This window comes from Actinobacillus equuli (assembly GCF_900636745.1).
Taxonomy (GTDB): Bacteria; Pseudomonadota; Gammaproteobacteria; order Enterobacterales; family Pasteurellaceae; genus Actinobacillus; species Actinobacillus equuli.
This window is the reverse complement of record NZ_LR134310.1, coordinates 1,107,311-1,127,242: the sequence shown is the minus strand read 5'-3', so window position 1 is coordinate 1,127,242 and position 19,932 is coordinate 1,107,311. Positions and strand designations below refer to the sequence as shown.

Below are 19,932 nucleotides of genomic sequence, written 5' to 3'. Positions count from 1 at the left end.
TGAAAAAGAGCAGTGAGAGCCGACTTGAATATGTTAAAATTTAAAGAATTTTATTAAGAAGAGAAAAACAATGTTAAACCAAGTTTCAGAAAGCTTGCTTGCGCCAAGTGGGCTTGAGTTATCGCACTTGAGTAAAGTGCTTGATCATTTTGCGAATCGCCAAATTGATTATGCGGATCTCTATTTTCAATTAAGCCAAGACGAGAGTTGGTCGTTAGAAGATTCGATTATCAAAGAGGGCGGTTTTTATATTGACCGTGGTTTCGGTGTACGTGCGGTATCGGGCGAGAAAACCGGCTTTGCGTATGCAGACCAAATCGGCTTGAGCCAGCTTGAACAATGTGCAACCGCAGCCCGTTCGATTACTAATGCAAGCGGTCAATTATCGGTAAAAAGTTTCAAACAAACGAATGCGATCCAACGTTATGCTTCGGTCAATCCGTTGGATACGTTAAGCCGTGAGCAAAAAGTTGAGCTACTCCATTTAGTCGATAAAGTCGCACGTGCGGAAGACCCTCGTGTGATTCAAGTTAATGCAGGGCTTTCAGCAGTTTATGAAGAAATGTTAGTGGCTGCGACGGACGGCACGCTTGCAGCGGATATTCGCCCATTAGTGCGTTTATCAGTTTCGGTATTGGTAGAAGAAAATGGTAAACGTGAGCGAGGCTCTGCCGGTGCCGGTGGACGTTTCGGCTTAAATTGGTTTTTTGAACCGCAGGTGGTTAACGGAGAAATGACCGGTGACACTCGAGCAGTTTATTTGGCGAAAGAAGCGGTACGTATGGCATTAGTTAATTTAGGCGCAATGCCTGCACCGGCCGGCACGATGCCGATTGTCTTGGGTGCGGGTTGGCCGGGGATTTTACTCCATGAAGCGGTTGGGCACGGTTTAGAGGGAGACTTTAACCGTAAAGAATCTTCGCTATTTACCGGCAAAATTGGGGAGTTAGTGACTTCACCGCTTTGTACTATCGTTGATGACGGTACGGTGCCAGATGTGCGAGGCTCGATTACGGTGGATGACGAGGGTGTGCCTTCGCAACGTAACGTATTGATCGAAAACGGTATTTTGAAAGGCTATATCCAAGATAAACTTAACGCTCGTTTAATGGGTGTTGCACCGACAGGTAATGGTCGTCGTGAGTCTTATGCGCACTTGCCAATGCCCCGTATGACCAATACCTATCTCACGGAAGGCTCGCACAGTTTTGAAGAAATGATCGAATCGGTCGATTATGGTATTTACGCACCGCATTTCAGCGGCGGTCAGGTGGATATTACTTCGGGTAAATTCGTGTTCTCAACTGCAGAAGCTTATTTAATCGAAAAAGGTAAAATCACTAAACCGGTTACCGGCGCAACCTTAATCGGCAGCGGCATTGACGCTATGCAGCAAGTTTCAATGGTCGGTAAGAAAATGGAACTCGACCCAGGTATCGGCACTTGCGGTAAAGAAGGACAATCCGTCCCGGTCGGTGTAGGTCAGCCTACCGTGAAATTAGATAAGATTACGGTTGGCGGACGAGGGTAAATTTTGCGATCTTACTCGCGAAATTAACAAAATCTTCTTTATATAGGAAACAAGCGGTCATTTTCGGCTGATATTTTACAAATTATCCGCTTAATTTCGGACATCGGATAAAAATAAGGAAAAAATAATATGGCATGGGTACAAATTCGTTTAAATAGTACGGATAAACAGGCAGAACAAATCAGTGATTTTTTAGAAGAAATCGGGGCGGTGTCGGTCACTTTTATGGACAGTCAGGATACACCGATTTTTGAGCCGCTACCGGGTGAAACCCGTTTATGGGGTAATACGGACGTAGTGGGTTTATTTGATGCGGAAACCGATATGAAAGCGATTGTTGAAGCATTAATTGCTAGCCATTTAGTCGAAGCGGATTTTGCACATAAGATCGAGCAAATTGAAGATAAAGACTGGGAACGTGAATGGATGGACAACTTCCACCCGATGCAATTCGGTAAACGCTTATGGATTTGCCCAAGCTGGCGTGAAGTGCCGGATCCGAATGCGGTAAACGTGATGCTTGACCCGGGTCTTGCTTTCGGTACCGGTACGCACCCGACGACCGCTCTTTGTTTGCAATGGTTGGATAGCTTAGATTTAACCGGTAAAACGGTGATCGATTTTGGTTGCGGTTCAGGTATTTTAGCGATTGCGGCACTTAAACTCGGTGCAAAACAAGCGATCGGGATTGATATCGACCCACAAGCGATTTTAGCTTCGGGTAATAATGCGGAAGCTAACGGTGTGGCGGATCGTTTACAGTTATTCTTAGCGAAAGATCAACCGCAAGATCTACAAGCCGATGTAGTGGTGGCGAATATTCTTGCCGGCCCGTTGAAAGAGCTTGCACCAAATATTATTACTTTGGTGAAACCACAGGGTGATTTAGGTTTATCCGGTATTTTAGCAACGCAAGCGGAATCGGTCTGTGAAGCTTATGCGCCGGACTTCAATCTTGATCCGGTGGTAGAAAAAGAAGAGTGGTGCCGTATTACCGGCGTGAAGAAATAAGCGCTCATTTTTGTCAGATTATTTGCAAAAAAAGCGGAAAATTAGACCGCTTGTAAACAGTAAAAAGGGCTATCAAACGATAGCCCTTATTTTATCTGTCAGTTAACAGCTTATTTTAAGCTGCCCACCATATCTTCCGGACGAACCCATTCATCGAATTGTTCAGCGGTTACTAAACCTAAGTTAATCGCTTCTTCTTTTAAGGTTGTGCCGTTTTTGTGTGCGGTTTTCGCAATTTTCGCTGCATTTTCATAACCGATATGGGTATTTAATGCGGTTACCAACATTAATGATTGCTCAAGTTGTTGCTTAATGCGTGGGAAGTTTGGCTCAATACCGGTTGCACAGTGCTCATCGAATGATACGCAAACATCACCTAATAATTGCGCTGATTGTAAGAAGTTTGCCGCCATAACCGGTTTGAATACGTTCAATTGGAAATGACCTTGCGTACCGGCAAATGAAATGGTCGTATCGTTACCTAACACTTGTGCCGCAACCATGGTCATTGCTTCACACTGTGTTGGGTTTACTTTACCCGGCATGATTGATGAACCTGGCTCATTTTCCGGAATTAAGATTTCACCGATACCTGAACGAGGGCCTGAAGCAAGTAAACGAATATCGTTGGCAATTTTATAAAGTGACACGGCAATTTGTTTTAATGCACCATGTGTTTCTACGATTGCATCGTGTGTTGCAAGCGCTTCAAATTTATTTTGTGCAGTAATGAACGGTAAACCGGTGAATTTAGCGATATAGTTCGCTACGGTCACATCATAACCTTTCGGTGTATTTAAACCGGTACCCACCGCTGTACCGCCTAATGCTAATTCAGATAAGTGCGGTAAAGTATTTTCCAACGCTTTAATACCGAATGCTAATTGTGCCGCATATGCAGAGAATTCTTGACCTAATGTTAACGGCGTTGCGTCCATTAAGTGAGTACGACCGATTTTTACCACGTCTTTGAATGCTTCAGCTTTTTCCGCAAAGGTTTTTTGTAAGCGTTTTACACAAGGTAAGGTATGTTCTACCACTTTTTTGTATGCCGCAATGTGCATTGCTGTCGGGTAGGTATCGTTTGAAGATTGTGATTTGTTTACATCATCATTCGGATGAATAATCGATTTTTCACCTAATTTGCCGCCGTTAATTACGTGGGCACGGTTAGCGATAACTTCATTGAGGTTCATATTTGACTGTGTACCCGAACCGGTTTGCCAAATAACTAATGGGAATTCGCCGTCTAGTTTATGATCAAGAATTTCATCGCAAGCGGTTGCAATTAAGTCACGTTTTTCAGCAGGAAGCACGCCTAAATCGGTATTTGCAAAGGCTGCGGCTTTTTTCAAGTAAGCGAATGCTTCGATGATTTCAGCGGGCATCGATGCTTCCGGGCCAATTTTGAAGTTATTACGAGAGCGCTCGGTTTGCGCCGCCCAATAACGATTAGCAGGTACTTGAACTTCGCCCATTGTATCTTTCTCAATACGATATTCCATTTGTGTTCTCCTGTGGATAATGTAAATGTTTAATTTGGGTATCTAATAATTTCTAGGTAGGATAGTAGCACTGGCAAAAGAAGAAAGAAACCGACTCAAAACATTCCGTTCTACTTTTTTTATTATTTTGTGATATGGATCAGAATTTACCGAATTAGCTAAAAAAATAGCCATAGTAACGATTTTTTACTATGGCTTTTATTTATTTTAGTTTATAAGAAGAAAGTGCTTAATTGGAATAATTTTTCAATCTCGCTGACTTGTTTTTTGTCGTTCACAAACACAATCACTCTGTCGTTTTCTTCAATTTGGGTGGATTTATGGGCGATGATGATTTCTTCATTTCGCACGATCGCACCGACAATCGCACCTTGTGGCAGTTTCAATTCTCGGACGGTACGTCCGACAACTTTAGACGATTCCGCATCACCGTGCGCAATGGCTTCGATACATTCCGCCTGCCCTTGTTTTAATGAAGCGACTTGCACAATATCACCTTTGCGAACATGGCTGGATAACGCAGAAATCGTGGCTTGTTTCGGCGACAGCGCAATATCAATGGTTCCGCCTTGAATCAGGTGTAAGTAAGCCATTTTCTGTACTAGAACAATCGCTTTTTTCGCACCAAGTCGTTTTGCTAATAACGCCGACATAATGTTGGCTTCATCATCGCTGGTGAGTGCGAGGAATAAATCAATATTTTCGATATGTTCTTCAAATAGTAACTCTTGGTCGGATGCGTCACCGCACAGTACCAACGCTTTTTCTAATTTTTCAGCGAGTTTCTCCGCCTTACGAGGATCTCGCTCAATCATTTTAACGCTGCATTGTTCTTCGAGATCTTTTGCCAGACCGGTGCCGATACTACCGCCGCCGACAATCATCACTCGCTTATGCGGTCTGTCCAAGCGTTGTAACTCACTCATAACCGCTTTGATGTTATGGGTCGCACAGATAAAGAACACTTCATCGCCGGCTTCGATAATGGTTGAGCCTTGCGGAATGATGGCACGGTCTTGGCGGAAAATCGAGACGATACGTGTTTCAATATAAGGTAAATGGTCACGTAATGCCGAAATCGGATAGCCGACTAACGGGCCGCCGTAATAAGCTTTTACACTGACGAGGCTGACAAGCTCATTGGCAAAATGTGCCACTTGCAGCGCACCCGGATAATCAATTAAGCGCAGAATTTCTTTTTTTACCAATACTTCCGGCGCAATAATATGATCGATCGGCAACGCACTATCGGTAAATAGCTTTTCCTTTTCTCGTACGTAATCGGAATTACGAATCCGGGCGATTTTGGTTGGGATATGAAACAATGTATGAGCGATTTGGCACGCAATCATATTGGTTTCATCACTTTCGGTTACTGCAACAATTAAGTCGGCATCACTGGCGCCCGCATCTCGTAATACTTGCGGCGATGCGCCGTTCCCCTTTAATACTTGTAAATCGTGTTTATCTTGTAACGTGTTTAAACGCCCCTGATCGTCGTCGATTAAGGTAATGTCGTTATCTTCACTTACCAGATTTTCTGCGAGAGTGGAGCCGACTTGACCGGCTCCTAAAATAATTATTTTCATTCAGTTTTTACCAACTTTGCATAGAAGAACCCGTCTCCGCCTTTTTCCTGAGGGAAGAATTGCTTCATTGCTGTTTTTTCACCGTTAAAATCCATTTCTACCAGTTTGGCATCCGTTTGCTGGGCGACAAAGCGGTTGATTTGTTGCTCGTTTTCTTCAGGCAGAATAGAACAGGTTGCATATAATAAAATGCCGTTTGGTTTTAGCCTTTGCCATAATGCGTGCAGGATTTTGCTTTGCAATTCGGCGAGTTCGGCAATATCTTGTTCTTTGCGCAGCCATTTAATATCCGGATGGCGGCGAATCACACCGGTTGCCGAGCAAGGTGCATCTAATAGGATACGATCAAACATCACATCCGGTTCAAGCCATTCTTGCGGCTTTGAAGCATCTCCGCAAATTACCTTAGCGGTTTGCCCTAAACGTGCTAAGTTTTCTCGCACACGTTTGAGACGGTTTTCTTCAATGTCTAATGCAATCACTTGTGCTTGCGGTGCTTTTTCTAAAATATGGGTGGTTTTGCCACCGGGTGCGGCACAAGCGTCCAGCACTAATTCGCCGTTTTTTGCACCGAGTAATTCGGCAGACCATTGTGCATGCGCATCTTGCACGGTCGCCCAACCTTGCTCGAAATGCATAAGTTTAGCCACCGGTACCGGATTCTCAAGCAAAATGGCGCAATCCGGCACACAAGCGGTCGAATTTTCAGAATTTTTTGCAACTAACTCACCGAGCAATACCGCGTAGTCTTGCGCTTTAATATGTTGCTGATTTGCTCGAATCCACATCGGTGGGCGCTGATTATTCGCTTCCACAATCTCGCGCCAGTGCGGGTACACTTTTTTGATGCGATTCACAAACCAGTCCGGATGTAGCGTCTGCCAATGTTTATCGGCAACCGCTAAAATCTGTGCTTGTTCACGTAAGAAGCGGCGCAATACCCCGTTGGTTAGCGCTCTGAAGCTATCTAGTTTTAGCACTTTAGTAGCATTAACTACTTCATCCACTGCAGCGTGTGCAGGCACTCGCATATAGAGTAATTGATATAGTCCTACCAGTAATAAACAATGGACTAAATGAGTTTTGCCTTTAAGCGGCTTTGCGACTAATTGTTTAATCACCAGTTCCAAACGTGGTAATACACGACAGATCCCAAATGTGATTTCTTGCACTAAGGGAACATCTTTCGGATCAAGTTGGGTTTGTATTTCCGGCAGTAGGCTGGAAAGTGATTTCCCCTGATCTAAAACTTGTAAGATAATTTGTGCGGCAATCGCACGTGTATTTTGTTTGTTATTTTTCATATTAAAAAATGTCATGGTCTCTTAATAAATGCACATTGCCTTTACGGCGTAAAAAGCCGCAACGGTCAAAATATTCAATTAATTGTACGGTGAGCTTGCGTCCGTATTGAATTTCATCTCGTAGCTGATTTACCGAGATTTCGCCGTGTTGGAGAATAAAGTCTCGAATCAATTGTGCAAAGGCTTCAATTTGTTCATTTAATAAGAAACGGTCTTTTACAATAGGGATTAAATAGCCTAATTTCCCTGCTTTATATAATAAATTTCGCATTTCGGTTTCATCAATTGCCAATTGATTTGCAATATCTCGTACCCATAATGCTTGGTTGGTTGCTTCGAAAAGCGGTCGAATTTGTTGCCAAATTTGCAATTCTTGCGGATTGAACTCAATGCGGTGATCGGGCAGATGCAACCAGCCACGTGTTTGGGCTAATTGTTGTGTTGCCAACAGATCATCAATAAATGCCAATCCAAGTTTTTCAGGCAATTCCAATAATGCCATTCTACGTAGGCGGGCTTTCGCTACGCCTAATTGATCTTGATGGAGCGAATGATATTCCGCTAGTTTAGCTAAAATTTTTTGTTGAGCCGCTTGTTTGAAAGCTGGGCTATAAAGCCATTCGGCATTCGTATCAAAACCAAGTCTGGCAATCTCTGTCGCAAATAATTGTTCGTCCCATAATAAACGTTCCAGCGCAAGAACATTGTGTTGCAGATAAAGCGTGATACGTTGTGCATAATTACCGGTTTGCGCTAACGCGGTTAAATAAGCTAAACGAGCTTCGCTACGTTTATGGCGTTTCGGTGAATGAATTTCTAATACCTGTGCGCCGGCGACGGTTTGGCTATCATCACCATTACGTATAATCAGTTTATCATTGAATGCAATGTGTAACGGCTCATCTAATAGCACTTCTGCAAAATATTCAGCGTTTTTGACCGCTTGTTTCGCATTGAGTAAGCTTAATTTGCCGGTGATATGCGAGGCAAAATGGTAAATATGTGCCACTGACGTTTCTTTTAATGGCTGCGCAGCGGTCAGTTTTACCGTAATACGGTCGGTGGCAAATGTTGGTACCAGCTCGGTTAGCCAGTGACCTCGGGCGATTTGTTGTTTATCCACATTAGCGAGGTTCAGCGCTAAACGCTGTCCGGTAACGCCAGATTCTGACGGATGATTTTGTGCGTGAATCGCTTTAACTCGTACTTTTGTTCCATCGGACAAATAGATTTCATCACCAACAACAACTTTACCGGCAACTGCCGTACCGGTCACTACCAGCCCAGCACCTTTAATGTGGAATACTCGGTCGATAACATAACGAAACGGTTGGCTATTCGTCACTTGTCGGTTTTGCGTAATTAAATACGCTTTTAATTCGGCAATACCGGCACCTGTTACGCAAGAGGTCACAAAAAAAGGCGCGCTATTGAGCGAAGGTAATTGTTGCTTGATCTGCGAAATAAGCTGATCAATTTGCGCCGGTTCAACCTTATCCGCTTTGGTTAATACCACCATAATATGCTTGAAATTCAGCAAGTTAAGAATTTCGAAATGCTCAAGCGTTTGCGGTTTAAGCCCTTCTTCCGCCGAAATGACTAACAGAGCATGTTCTACACCGCCTAATCCTGCCAACATATTCGATAAAAATTTTTGGTGACCCGGCACGTCAATAAAACCAAGCGTATCGGTTTGGCTTGAATCTGTGTGTATCGGCAAATAAGCGTAACCCAAATCAATGGTTAAGCCACGCTTTTTTTCTTCCGGTAAATGGGCGGTGTGAGTGCCGGTGAGAGCATGCAAAAGGGCGCTTTTGCCATGATCGACATGGCCTGCCGTGACAATAATCATTCTTTCTCCAACATGGTAATTAATTGCTCAAACTGCGTAACCGATCTCAAATCTAACCAAAACTTCTGCTGTGCAAAACGCCCAATAATTGGACAACTAAAGGCTTTAAAGCGTTGCTCTAATGCTAATAAATCACTTTGCTTATCAGCGCTAATCGTGACAGCGATTGAAGGTAAGGTTTCGGTCGGAAGTGCGCCGCTGCCGATTTGGGCGACACTGTCTTCAATTTGCACGTTAAAATTCGGGGCTAAGTGCTTAATTAGCGCTTGCTTTAATTGTTCCGCCTTAACTTTCAATACATAAAGCGGCTGCGTGAGCAAATGTAACGTAGGCAATTCATCCGCTAATTTTTCTGGAAATAAATAGTGGCGCAATGTGGCTTCCAGTGCCGATAAGATCACTTTATCGCAACGTAGCACGCGTTTGAGCGGGTGTGCTTGTAATGCAGCGATTTGAGCTTGTTTACCGACAATAATACCGGCTTGAGGCCCGCCTAGTAACTTATCACCGGAAAACGACACTAAATCAACGCCGGTGGCCACTTTTTGTTGCACCATCGGCTCTGAAGGCAAGTTAAGCAACGTCATATCGGTTAATGAGCCGCTGCCTAAATCACTGATAACCGGTAAATTAAATGCTTTACCCAGTTCGACTAATTCTTCTTCGGAGACGCTGCTTGTGAATCCTTGAATCTGATAGTTACTGGTGTGTACCTTCATTAACAAGGCGGTATTTTCAGTAATCGCATTGCGATAATCTCTTAAATGAGTACGGTTAGTTGTACCGACTTCCACTAGTTTACATCCGGCTTGTTGCATAATATCCGGAATGCGGAATGCACCGCCGATTTCCACCAATTCTCCTCGTGACACAATCACTTCCTTGCCTTGGGCAAAGGTAGCTAACATGAGTAACACCGCTGCCGCATTGTTATTCACAACGCAAGCGGCTTCAGCGCCGGTGAGTTGGGAGATTAAGGCGGAAACAGCATTATCTCGATGGGAACGCTGACCTTGCTCGATATCAAATTCTAAGGCAACGTTGTGGCGCATTGCATCGGTTGCCGCAGTAATGGCTGATTCCGACCATAATCCTCTACCTAAATTGGTATGCAGCACTGTACCGGTCAGATTGAATACTTTTTTGATTTGTGGCTGGCACATGGCTTGTAAATTCGTTTCAATCAGCGCAAACAGCGCGGACTCATCTTGTAGAAAAGCTGGCAACATTTGGTTTTTGACAATTTGCTGCCGTGCTTCTTCAATAAAGGATCTCGCCTGTGTGACGAAGGCGTAATGTCCAAATTGATGAATTAAATCAGTACCTTGCGGGCTTTTTATCAATTTATCCATTGAGGGAATGAGTCGGAATAGTGCTTGCATAATTAAAAAAGAATAGGAGGATTTTGAACAATTTTAATAAATAAAGTAGAATACCGCTACTTTTTCCATGGAAGTGAGTCGCCTCCGGTGAGGCGGCAGGACTTCAAATCCTGTTGAGGACGCCAGCGTTCTTGGGTGGGTTCGACTCCCATTCACTTCCGCCAAATTCAATTAAAAAGGCTTAACTTAATGCTTTTATGCGATGTAAGTTAAGCCTTTTTGCTTTTTAGCGCTTTTTACAAGCGGTCTAATTTCGCCAAAATTTTGCAAATTTTTACCCAAAAACAACCGCTTGTTACACGAGGAATATATAAGGCAGTAGATTCATTACCCCGGCAGTCGTAATTGCCAAAATGAGCTTAGATAAACCGAACATTAACCCTTGGTTTTCACCTTTATCCAGTTTAACCAACATATTCGCTAAGGCGGTATTGGCAAATAAACTGACTAGCGAAAAGATAATCAGGTATAAAAAAGCAGTCACTTCCGAGATATATTCCAAAGCATAAAACCACGGCACAATCAGTAATGCGATAAGTATCGGTGCAATATAATTCAGTTTCACCACGCCGAAATTTACCTTGCGAGAGAATTGTGCCTGCAGCAGTACCGCAATCAGATTATTGATAAAAAATGCGATCGGTACCAATTCTTGCTGATCCAAAAGCTCGGTAAAAATGTAAGGGAAAATCACATAAAATGCCGAGCCCATACCGAGCGGAATAAATAGCAATAAATGCACAAAAATAAACCGCTTGTTAATCACTTCTTTAAATTGTGCGAAGCGGAAAGGGGTAAAACGGAAGTTGCATTTTTTTCTCGGCATTGTCTGCCACATAAAAAGTAACATGGTGACTTCAATCGCACAACTACACCAAATCAACCATTCCGCTTTTTGATAATGAATAAACGGAATGGAAACTAACGGTGCAACCATAGACGCCATACTGGAGATTTTGAGAAACTTCCCTTGCGCTTTGGTTTTAGAGGCATAATTATCCTCGGCAGAGGAGAGTAAAAATGCTCTAGCATTAGTACTAAATAGTGTACTACCTAAACCGAAGCAGAATGTTGCTAACAAGAGTAGAGCGTAATGATTAGTCGTGAGTAACAAAATATAGGCTAATGAATCCAGTAAGCACCCGAACAACATAATTGGCATTCGTCCGAAGCGATCTCCCCATGAGCCGGCAAATAAGGAGAAAGCTTGGCTGGCAAACACCAATAACGAAAATGCACTGGCAATTTGTACTGAGTCAAAGTCTTTGTATTTCATCAAATAGATAAAAAAGACGCTTTGCATGGCTGTGTACGCCAGGCCTGAGAAGAATCTGCGCCATAAAATAATATTTTGCATCTCCATATTTTTTTACCTTTATTTTTCTAAGCTCTGAAATCTCGCTTACGAATCCCAAGTACAAATAATGCACTAAAATAGACAATTGCCGCTAATACGATTAGCCAAGCGAGCCAATATACTTTTACCCAAGTTGTCATCGCATACCAACCTTCTAAACTTGGTGAGAAATAAGCAACCAATGCTCCCATTAAGCAAGCAGAAATAGCGACTTTTAATACAAAGAGCGCAGTTTTTCCGGTAATACGATAAGCTCCTTCTTTGGCTAATCCTCGATAAAGTAACGAAGCATTCACTGCCGCTGACAGTGCGGATGCCATTGCCAAGCCTAAATAGCCGAACGGAATTGCCAACACGCCGAAACAGATATTACAAATTGTGGCAATAATACCGATTTTGACCGGTGTTTTGGTATTTTGGCGGGCATAGAAGCCGTTTGCTAAAATGCTAATTAACATATAGCTGTTTAAGCCTAGGCACATAATCCATAAGGCGTGGGAGGTAGCAACCACATCGGATAAACCGAATTTGCCTCGCATAAAGATAGTCATCATTAACGGCTGTGCTAATACGGCGATACCAATCATTGCCGGAATGCCGAGTAATAACACCATTCTCACGCCCCAGTCCATCGTACCTTGGAATTCCACCGCACGCTGTGCTTCATCAATCTCTTTCTTTTTCGCAATACGGGACAAACTCGGTAACACAACTGTAGATATCGCAATACCAAATAGCCCGAGCGGAAACTCGATTAAACGGTCGGAATAATAGAGCCAGGTAATTGAACCGGTGACCAAGAAACTGGCAATAATTTGGTTGATTAACAGGTTGAGTTGGGTAACGGAAACCCCAAACAATGCCGGAATCATTAGGTTACGCACTTTAGTGACCCCTTCATCTTTCCACGCCCATTTCGGTTTAACCAATAAACCTTCTTTTTTCATAAATGGAATTTGGAATAAGAATTGCAACAAGCCGCCGAGAAAGATCCCCCAAGCTAAGGCAACATCAGGTTGTTCGAAGTAATCCGCACCGAATAACGCCATACTGATCATCGCAATATTCAGTAATACCGGCGAAAATGCCATCACCCCAAACTTACCAATGGTATTTAATACTGCACCGGACAGCGCCACAAAGGTAATAAACCATAAATAAGGAAAAGTGATTTTAAGTAGTAATGAAGCTTGGGTGAATTTCTGGGCGTCAGGGCCGTCATTAACCCAATCCATAAACCAACCGGTACCGAATAATGCTGCAACTACCGGTGAGCCAATCATTGCCACCAAAGTAACAATTGTGACTAAACCACCTAATGTACCCGATACTTTTGCGACAAATTCACGGGTTTTATCCAAATCGTTATCAGCGTTATATTCGGCAAGTACCGGCACGAATGCCTTTGAAAAGGCTCCTTCCGCAAATAGGCGGCGTAAAAAGTTCGGAATACGATTAGCAAATAGGAATACATCTGACATCGCTCCGGCACCGAGTAATCCGGCGATAACTACGTCTCGTACTAAACCTAAGATGCGAGAAATGAGAGTCATACTACTTACTAATATGCCCGATTTAAGAAGTTTTTTGCTCATAGAATATCGCTTACTATAAATAGGAAAGAAAAAGTTAGTTTAACAAAGGTTAATACAAAAAAGTGAAGAACCACATATGCCTGTTAGAGATAGAACATAGAAATAATAGAGGAATAGTTCACTTTTTTTCCATAAGCGGTCATTTTTAGGCGATTTTTTGCAAAAAATAGCAAGGATCCGACCGCTTGCATGAAGATCTTCATATAAATTGAACGGAATTTTATCAGTTTGTTGTAGGAAAATCAGAAAAAAACTGATAAAATCCCCGCCTATCGTTTTCTATCAGTAAAACGGTGTTATTTTCAAGCACGTGTCTCGTTGAAAATGAATTTAAACTATCGATAGCTAAACATAAACCAAAGTTTATGTTTTTTAATTTTTACACAGATATTTTAGGAGTTTGACCTTGGCTAATATCAAGTCAGCAAAAAAACGTGCGGTTCAATCTGAAAAACGCCGCCAACACAACGCAAGCCAACGCTCAATGATGCGTACATTCATCAAGAAAGTATACGCAGCAGTAGCAGCAGGCGATAAAGCAGCTTCACAAGCAGCTTTCGTTGAAATGCAAAAAGTAGTGGATCGTATGGCATCTAAAGGCTTAATCCACGCTAACAAAGCAGCTAACCACAAAGCAAAATTAGCAGCTCAAATCAAAAAATTAGCGTAATTGCTTTTTGTATAAAAGAACCGACCAAATGGTCGGTTTTTTTACGCCTGGCTTTATTTCACGGCATGAATCTTTTCCGTAATCCAGCTTGATAAAGCGCATTGTCGGCTTCAATCAGTAAATCCTGTTTTTCTTGTTCTGTCAGCATATAAATATATTTATATTGAATCGCACTATATAGTTTAAATAATAACAATGCGGTTGCTTCCAAACCTTGTTGGATTAAACGTACGAAAACGTTAATTGCACCTACCGTTTTTAAATCTGTTACCGTATAAATACCGACTTTAGCCAGTAATCTCTCAATACTGACATTTAAGTTTGGCAACATACGAATTTTATTCTGATTTTGGTTTTCGATTTTTGCTTTAGACTGTTGATATTCGAGAATAGCTGAGGATATCCAGTGGGAATAAGTTTGCAGATTATTGAGAATGGAAGGAGGAAGAAGATAAAAGATTTTAGAACGATTGCTGATGTGACGATCAACTAGAAAGTGAATAGATATCGTTTGAGCTATTTCCTCTAAGTATTGAACCGATTTGCGTACGTATAACTGTTGATTTTTGTAGAGAGCAAACATGGTATCGTCTTTAAAGATACCTAAGAATGAAAAATAAGGCTTAAAGGCGACCTCCCCGAGAGGGGATAATAATGCTTTAAGTTTTTCTAGCTCCTCTGCTGTGTATTTCATGCGTTCTCCTTTTGATAATTTAATTATTGTAACTTTTATTCGTTATGAATCGCTTATATTTATAATTAACATAAGAGAGATGAATAATGTAAAATAAATTAAGCAATGTCAATAACTTATAAAATCAAGGCCATATTCTATCAATAGTTTATTTATATACATATTAGACTTGCACTTGCTTAATAAGTAGTGTAATATACGCACACTTTGATACTCATCGTATTTACGATGTAGATACGAAGATTTTAAAGTCGCTTAATGTAATCATTTATTAAGCGGTACTACAGACATTGTAGTACATACAATGTTTCCGATTTGGAAACTATACAGGTATAACTGCGCTCCCTTATGCTATATGGTTTAAGTGGTAGTTCGGTTTTTTTATTAGCTAAATTTTAATTGGAGCTCTGGTCTAATGCAGAACCAAAGAATCCGTATCCGCTTAAAAGCATTTGATCATCGTTTAATTGATCAATCTACTGCGGAGATCGTAGAAACAGCTAAACGTACTGGTGCACAAGTTCGTGGTCCAATTCCTTTACCAACTCGTAAAGAACGTTTTACTGTATTGATTTCTCCACACGTGAACAAAGACGCACGTGACCAATATGAAATCCGTACTCACAAACGTTTAGTTGATATTGTTGAACCAACAGAAAAAACTGTTGATGCATTAATGCGTTTAGATCTAGCTGCTGGCGTTGACGTTCAGATTAGTCTAGGTTAATTGGGAATTTTAAGAGGTTATTACAATGATTGGTTTAGTCGGTCGTAAAGTTGGTATGACCCGCGTTTTCACTGAAGACGGCGTGTCAATTCCAGTTACCGTTATCGAAATCGAAGCCAACCGTGTTACTCAAGTTAAAACCCTTGAAAACGATGGCTATTCTGCAATTCAAGTTACTACTGGTACTAAAAAAGCTAGTCGTGTAACTAAGCCAGAAGCAGGCCATTTCGTGAAAGCAGGTGTTGAAGCTGGTCGCGGTTTATGGGAATTTCGTACTGAAGGTGAAGAATTCACTTTAGGTCAAGAAATCAATGTTGACATCTTCACAGATGTTAAAAAAGTAGATGTTACTGGTACTTCTAAAGGTAAAGGTTTTGCCGGCGGTGTTAAACGTTGGAACTTCCGTACTCAAGATGCTACCCACGGTAACTCTTTATCACATCGTGTACTTGGTTCTATTGGTCAAAACCAAACTCCAGGTCGTGTGTTTAAAGGTAAAAAAATGGCAGGACACTTAGGTGCTGAGCGTGTAACCGTTCAATCACTTGAAGTTGTTCGTGTAGATGCTGAGCGTAAATTATTATTAGTTAAAGGTGCTGTTCCAGGCGCAACTAATAGTGATGTTATCGTAAAACCAGCAGTTAAAGCATAAGTCTAGGAGATAGAGATGGAATTACAAGTTGTAGGTGCAAACGCACTAACTGTTTCTGAAACTACCTTCGGACGTGAGTTTAACGAAGCGTTAATCCACCAAGTAGTTGTTGCATATGCAGCAGGTGCTCGTCAAGGTTCACGCGCACAAAAAACTCGTGCTGAAGTGTCTGGTTCAGGTAAAAAACCTTGGCGTCAAAAAGGTACAGGTCGCGCACGTTCAGGTGATATCAAATCACCAATCTGGCGTTCAGGTGGTATCACATTCGCTGCGAAACCACAAGATCACAGCCAAAAAGTGAACAAAAAAATGTACCGTGGTGCAATCAAAAGCATCCTTTCTGAATTAGTTCGTCAAGAACGTTTAGTGGTTGTTGAGAAATTCGAAATCGAAGCACCAAAAACTAAAGTATTAGTACAAAAATTAAAAGATTTAGCGTTAAACGACGCTTTAATCATTACTGCAAACTTAGATGAGAATCTATTCTTAGCAGCACGTAACTTATACAAAGTAGACGTTCGTGATGTTCAAGGTATCGATCCAGTAAGTTTAATCGCTTTTGATAAAGTGGTTATCACTGCTGATGCAGTAAAACAAATTGAGGAGATGTTAGCATGATTCAACAAGAACGTTTGCTAAAAGTGCTTAAAGCACCACATATCTCTGAAAAAGCGACGAATAATGCTGAAAAAGGCAACACTATCGTTTTCAAAGTAGCATTAGATGCTAACAAAGTTGAAATTGCTAACGCAGTTGAACAATTATTTGAAGTGAAAGTGGATTCTGTACGTACTGTTGTTGTTAAAGGTAAAACTAAACGTCACGGTGCTAAATCAGGTCGTCGTAGTGACTGGAAAAAAGCTTATGTTACTCTTCAAGAAGGTCAATCACTTGACTTCGTTGAAGGTGCGGCAGAGTAATTACGGAGGAGAATTTATAAATGGCTATCGTTAAATGTAAGCCGACCTCCGCTGGTCGTCGTCACGTAGTTAAAGTTGTTAACGCAGAATTACATAAGGGTAAACCTTATGCACCTTTATTAGATAGCAAATCTAAAACTGGTGGTCGTAACAATTTAGGTCGTATCACAACTCGTCACATCGGTGGCGGTCATAAACAACACTACCGTTTAGTGGATTTCAAACGTAATAAGTTAGATATCCCAGCAGTAGTTGAGCGTTTAGAATACGATCCAAACCGTTCTGCGAACATTGCATTAGTGCTTTATAAAGATGGTGAACGCCGTTATATCTTAGCACCAAAAGGTTTATCTGTTGGTGATACGATTCAAGCAGGCGCTTCAGCTCCAATTAAAGCTGGTAATGCGTTACCAATGCGTAATATCCCAGTAGGTACTACAGTTCATAACGTTGAATTAAAACCTGGTAAAGGTGGTCAAATTGCGCGTTCTGCTGGTGCTTACGTACAAATTATCGCTCGTGAAGGTAACTATGTAACTTTACGTCTTCGTTCAGGCGAAATGCGTAAAGTATTAGCTGAGTGTACTGCAACCATCGGTGAAGTAGGTAACTCAGAGCATATGCTTCGCGTTCTTGGTAAAGCAGGTGCTAACCGCTGGAGAGGCGTTCGCCCAACAGTTCGTGGTACTGCGATGAACCCGGTAGACCACCCACACGGTGGTGGTGAAGGTCGTAACTTCGGTAAACACCCTGTTACACCTTGGGGCGTTCAAACCAAAGGTAAGAAAACTCGTCACAACAAACGTACTGATAAATACATCGTACGTCGTCGTGGCAAATAATTTTATTCATTAATATAGGATAGTCCAATGCCACGTTCCCTCAAGAAAGGTCCTTTCCTTGACCTACACTTGTTGAAGAAGGTAGAGAAGGCGGTGGAAAGCGGGGATAAAAAACCAATTAAAACTTGGTCCCGTCGTTCAATGATCATTCCATCAATGATTGGTTTGACCATCGCAGTCCATAATGGTCGTCAGCATGTTCCAGTTTATGTATCAGACGAAATGATCGGTCATAAATTAGGTGAATTTGCACCGACTCGTACATACCGCGGTCATGCCGCAGATAAGAAAGCTAAGAAATAAGAGGTAAAAGATGGAAACTATTGCTAAACATCGTTACGCTCGTACCTCTGCACAAAAAGCTCGCTTAGTTGCTGACTTAATTCGCGGTAAAAAAGTTGCGCAAGCATTAGAAATTTTAACTTTCACTAACAAAAAAGCAGCGGCTTTAGTTAAGAAAGTATTAGAATCAGCTATTGCGAACGCAGAGCACAATGATGGTGCAGATGTAGACGATCTTAAAGTTGCTAAAATCTTCGTAGATGAAGGTCCAAGCATGAAACGTGTAATGCCACGTGCAAAAGGTCGTGCAGATCGTATCTTAAAACGTACAAGCCACATCACAGTGGTTGTGTCAGATCGTTAATCGGTAGGAGAATAACAAATGGGTCAGAAAGTACATCCTAATGGTATTCGCCTTGGTATTGTTAAACCATGGAACTCTACTTGGTTCGCGAATACACAAGATTTCGCTGATAATTTAGAAGGCGATTTCAAAGTACGTAAATTCTTAAATAAAGAGTTAGCGAACGCTTCAGTATCACGTATCACTATTGAACGTCCTGCGAAAAGCATTCGTGTAACTATCCACACAGCGCGTCCTGGTATCGTTATCGGTAAAAAAGGCGAAGATGTTGAAAAATTACGTAACGCAGTATCTCAAATTGCTGGCGTTCCTGCTCAAATCAACATCGCTGAAGTGAAAAAACCAGAGCTAGATGCAAAATTAGTTGCTGATAGCATCGCTTCTCAACTTGAACGTCGTGTAATGTTCCGTCGTGCAATGAAACGTGCAGTACAAAACGCAATGCGTTTAGGTGCTAAAGGTATCAAAGTTGAAGTTAGCGGTCGTTTAGGTGGTGCAGAAATTGCTCGCTCAGAATGGTATCGTGAAGGTCGTGTGCCATTACATACTCTTCGTGCAGACATCGATTATAACACTGCAGAAGCTCACACAACTTACGGCGTAATCGGCGTTAAAGTGTGGATCTTCAAAGGTGAAATTCTTGGTGGTATGGCTGCAGTGATTGAATCAGAACAACAACCAGCGGCACAGCCTAAAAAGCCAGCTCGCAAAGGTCGTAAATAAGGAGAATCACTGAATGTTACAACCAAAACGCACAAAATTCCGTAAAGTACACAAAGGCCGTAACCGTGGTATCGCGGGCGGTACAGAAGTGAGCTTCGGCACATTCGGTTTAAAAGCAATTGGCCGTGGTCGTTTAACAGCTCGTCAAATCGAAGCTGCTCGTCGTGCGATGACTCGTGCGGTAAAACGTCAAGGTAAAATCTGGATCCGTGTGTTCCCAGATAAACCAATTACTGAAAAACCATTAGAAGTCCGTATGGGTAAAGGTAAAGGTAACGTTGAGTACTGGGTAGCTTTAATCCAACCGGGTAAAGTTTTATATGAAATGGATGGTGTTTCTGAAGAAATCGCACGTCACGCATTTGCGTTAGCGGCAGCGAAACTTCCGTTTAAAACCACATTTGTAACTAAGACGGTGATGTAATGAAAGCTCAAGAACTACGTAACAAAAATGTTGAAGAGCTGAATGCTGAATTAATCAACCTTTTAGGTGAGCAATTCAAATTGCGTATGCAAGCAGCCACCGGTCAGCTTCAACAAACCCATCAGTTAAAACAAGTGCGTCGTAGTATTGCACAAGTTAAAACTGTATTAACCGAAAAGGCGGGTGAGTAATGACTGATAAAATTCGTACAGTACAAGGTAAAGTAGTTAGCGATAAAATGGATAAATCATTCGTTATTGCTATCGAACGTACAGTGAAACACCCTTTATACGGTAAATTCATTCGTCGTACTACTAAATTACACGTACACGATGAAAACAACGAAGCTAAATTAGGTGATGTAGTAGAAATCAAGGAATGTCGTCCTGTTTCAAAAACTAAATCACACACTTTAGTTCGTGTTGTAGAAAAAGCAGTAGCTTAATCTACGAATCTATTTAAAAACAAGCGGTTTAATACCGCTTGTTTTTTGCAAATTTTAAGCCCT

The 19,932-nt window shown here is 41.8% G+C and carries 22 protein-coding genes and 1 tRNA gene; 15 read left to right on the top strand and 8 right to left on the bottom strand.

Annotated elements, in window-relative coordinates:
* Positions 1–70 precede the first annotated feature (70 nt).
* Entirely contained in the window at positions 71–1,531 is a 1,461-nt protein-coding gene (tldD, locus tag EL121_RS05280) for a metalloprotease TldD (protein ID WP_039198223.1), read from the top strand.
* Positions 1,532–1,660: 129 nt separating this feature from the next.
* Complete coding sequence (gene prmA / locus EL121_RS05275; protein WP_039198221.1) at positions 1,661–2,542, top strand: 50S ribosomal protein L11 methyltransferase; 882 nt, start codon at positions 1,661–1,663, stop codon at positions 2,540–2,542.
* A gap of 110 nt (positions 2,543–2,652) precedes the next feature.
* Here the strand turns inward: prmA and fumC are convergent, their stop codons facing one another.
* The 5 genes from fumC to selA form a co-directional block, all read right to left on the bottom strand.
* A complete protein-coding gene (fumC, locus tag EL121_RS05270) occupies positions 2,653–4,047 on the bottom strand; it encodes a class II fumarate hydratase (protein WP_039198220.1) in 1,395 nt (464 codons plus the stop codon).
* A 212-nt stretch (positions 4,048–4,259) separates the two neighbouring features.
* Positions 4,260–5,636, bottom strand: a complete 1,377-nt coding sequence (gene trkA, locus EL121_RS05265; RefSeq protein ID WP_039198218.1) for a Trk system potassium transporter TrkA — start codon at positions 5,634–5,636, stop codon at positions 4,260–4,262.
* Positions 5,633–6,940, bottom strand: coding sequence for a 16S rRNA (cytosine(967)-C(5))-methyltransferase RsmB (gene rsmB, locus EL121_RS05260; protein WP_039199069.1), 1,308 nt, complete (start codon positions 6,938–6,940; stop codon positions 5,633–5,635). The genes trkA and rsmB overlap by 4 nt, the downstream gene beginning before the upstream one ends.
* Before the next feature lies 1 nt (position 6,941).
* Positions 6,942–8,792 (bottom strand): selenocysteine-specific translation elongation factor, encoded by a 1,851-nt coding sequence (gene selB, locus EL121_RS05255; RefSeq protein ID WP_039198216.1) that lies wholly within the window; start codon positions 8,790–8,792, stop codon positions 6,942–6,944.
* Positions 8,789–10,174: an L-seryl-tRNA(Sec) selenium transferase gene (gene selA, locus EL121_RS05250; RefSeq protein WP_039198214.1), complete on the bottom strand. Its 1,386-nt coding sequence runs from the start codon at positions 10,172–10,174 to the stop codon at positions 8,789–8,791. Before selA ends, selB begins: the two co-directional genes overlap by 4 nt.
* Positions 10,175–10,243: 69 nt before the next feature.
* Between selA and EL121_RS05245 the strand changes: the two genes are divergently transcribed.
* Positions 10,244–10,338: transfer RNA gene (locus tag EL121_RS05245), tRNA-Sec, on the top strand.
* 131 nt (positions 10,339–10,469) lie between these two features.
* On the opposite strand, the gene EL121_RS05240 is transcribed toward EL121_RS05245, so the two are convergent.
* Together EL121_RS05240 and murJ are read right to left on the bottom strand one after the other, a co-directional pair.
* Positions 10,470–11,537, bottom strand: coding sequence for an MFS transporter (locus tag EL121_RS05240; RefSeq protein ID WP_039198210.1), 1,068 nt, complete (start codon positions 11,535–11,537; stop codon positions 10,470–10,472).
* Positions 11,538–11,557: 20 nt separating this feature from the next.
* On the bottom strand, positions 11,558–13,126 hold the full coding sequence (gene murJ, locus EL121_RS05235) for a murein biosynthesis integral membrane protein MurJ (RefSeq protein WP_039198208.1): 1,569 nt from the start codon (positions 13,124–13,126) through the stop codon (positions 11,558–11,560).
* 406 nt (positions 13,127–13,532) lie between these two features.
* On the opposite strand from murJ, the gene rpsT reads away from it, so the two are divergent.
* The gene (gene rpsT / locus EL121_RS05230) at positions 13,533–13,796 is read left to right on the top strand and encodes a 30S ribosomal protein S20 (protein WP_005619152.1); all 264 of its coding nucleotides are present in this window, start codon (positions 13,533–13,535) and stop codon (positions 13,794–13,796) included.
* Between the two features lie 58 nt (positions 13,797–13,854).
* Here the strand turns inward: rpsT and EL121_RS05225 are convergent, their stop codons facing one another.
* Positions 13,855–14,490, bottom strand: a complete 636-nt coding sequence (locus EL121_RS05225; RefSeq protein WP_039198207.1) for a TfoX/Sxy family DNA transformation protein — start codon at positions 14,488–14,490, stop codon at positions 13,855–13,857.
* A 415-nt stretch (positions 14,491–14,905) separates the two neighbouring features.
* Here EL121_RS05225 and rpsJ point away from each other — a divergent pair, with 415 nt between their 5' ends.
* From rpsJ to rpsQ, 11 genes are read left to right on the top strand one after another with little or no spacing between them, the layout of a single operon-like run.
* Complete coding sequence (rpsJ, locus tag EL121_RS05220; protein WP_001181005.1) at positions 14,906–15,217, top strand: 30S ribosomal protein S10; 312 nt, start codon at positions 14,906–14,908, stop codon at positions 15,215–15,217.
* A gap of 25 nt (positions 15,218–15,242) precedes the next feature.
* Positions 15,243–15,869 (top strand): 50S ribosomal protein L3, encoded by a 627-nt coding sequence (rplC, locus tag EL121_RS05215; protein WP_014992369.1) that lies wholly within the window; start codon positions 15,243–15,245, stop codon positions 15,867–15,869.
* Positions 15,870–15,884: 15 nt separating this feature from the next.
* Positions 15,885–16,487 carry a 50S ribosomal protein L4 gene (rplD, locus tag EL121_RS05210; protein WP_005599282.1) on the top strand — a complete coding sequence of 201 codons (603 nt, stop codon included), beginning with the start codon at positions 15,885–15,887 and terminating at the stop codon, positions 16,485–16,487.
* On the top strand, positions 16,484–16,789 hold the full coding sequence (gene rplW / locus EL121_RS05205; RefSeq protein WP_005599290.1) for a 50S ribosomal protein L23: 306 nt from the start codon (positions 16,484–16,486) through the stop codon (positions 16,787–16,789). The genes rplD and rplW overlap by 4 nt, the downstream gene beginning before the upstream one ends.
* 20 nt (positions 16,790–16,809) lie before the next feature.
* Entirely contained in the window at positions 16,810–17,631 is an 822-nt protein-coding gene (rplB, locus tag EL121_RS05200; RefSeq protein WP_014992368.1) for a 50S ribosomal protein L2, read from the top strand.
* 27 nt (positions 17,632–17,658) lie between these two features.
* Positions 17,659–17,934 (top strand): 30S ribosomal protein S19, encoded by a 276-nt coding sequence (gene rpsS / locus EL121_RS05195; protein WP_005539416.1) that lies wholly within the window; start codon positions 17,659–17,661, stop codon positions 17,932–17,934.
* 10 nt (positions 17,935–17,944) lie between these two features.
* Positions 17,945–18,277: a 50S ribosomal protein L22 gene (gene rplV / locus EL121_RS05190; RefSeq protein ID WP_005599292.1), complete on the top strand. Its 333-nt coding sequence runs from the start codon at positions 17,945–17,947 to the stop codon at positions 18,275–18,277.
* Positions 18,278–18,295: 18 nt separating this feature from the next.
* Positions 18,296–19,000: a 30S ribosomal protein S3 gene (gene rpsC, locus EL121_RS05185; RefSeq protein ID WP_014992367.1), complete on the top strand. Its 705-nt coding sequence runs from the start codon at positions 18,296–18,298 to the stop codon at positions 18,998–19,000.
* Positions 19,001–19,013: 13 nt separating this feature from the next.
* Entirely contained in the window at positions 19,014–19,424 is a 411-nt protein-coding gene (rplP, locus tag EL121_RS05180) for a 50S ribosomal protein L16 (RefSeq protein ID WP_005625160.1), read from the top strand.
* Positions 19,424–19,615, top strand: coding sequence for a 50S ribosomal protein L29 (gene rpmC / locus EL121_RS05175; protein WP_005599295.1), 192 nt, complete (start codon positions 19,424–19,426; stop codon positions 19,613–19,615). The genes rplP and rpmC overlap by 1 nt, the downstream gene beginning before the upstream one ends.
* Positions 19,615–19,869 carry a 30S ribosomal protein S17 gene (gene rpsQ / locus EL121_RS05170; RefSeq protein WP_014992366.1) on the top strand — a complete coding sequence of 85 codons (255 nt, stop codon included), beginning with the start codon at positions 19,615–19,617 and terminating at the stop codon, positions 19,867–19,869. Before rpmC ends, rpsQ begins: the two co-directional genes overlap by 1 nt.
* The last annotated feature ends 63 nt before the right edge of the window (positions 19,870–19,932 follow it).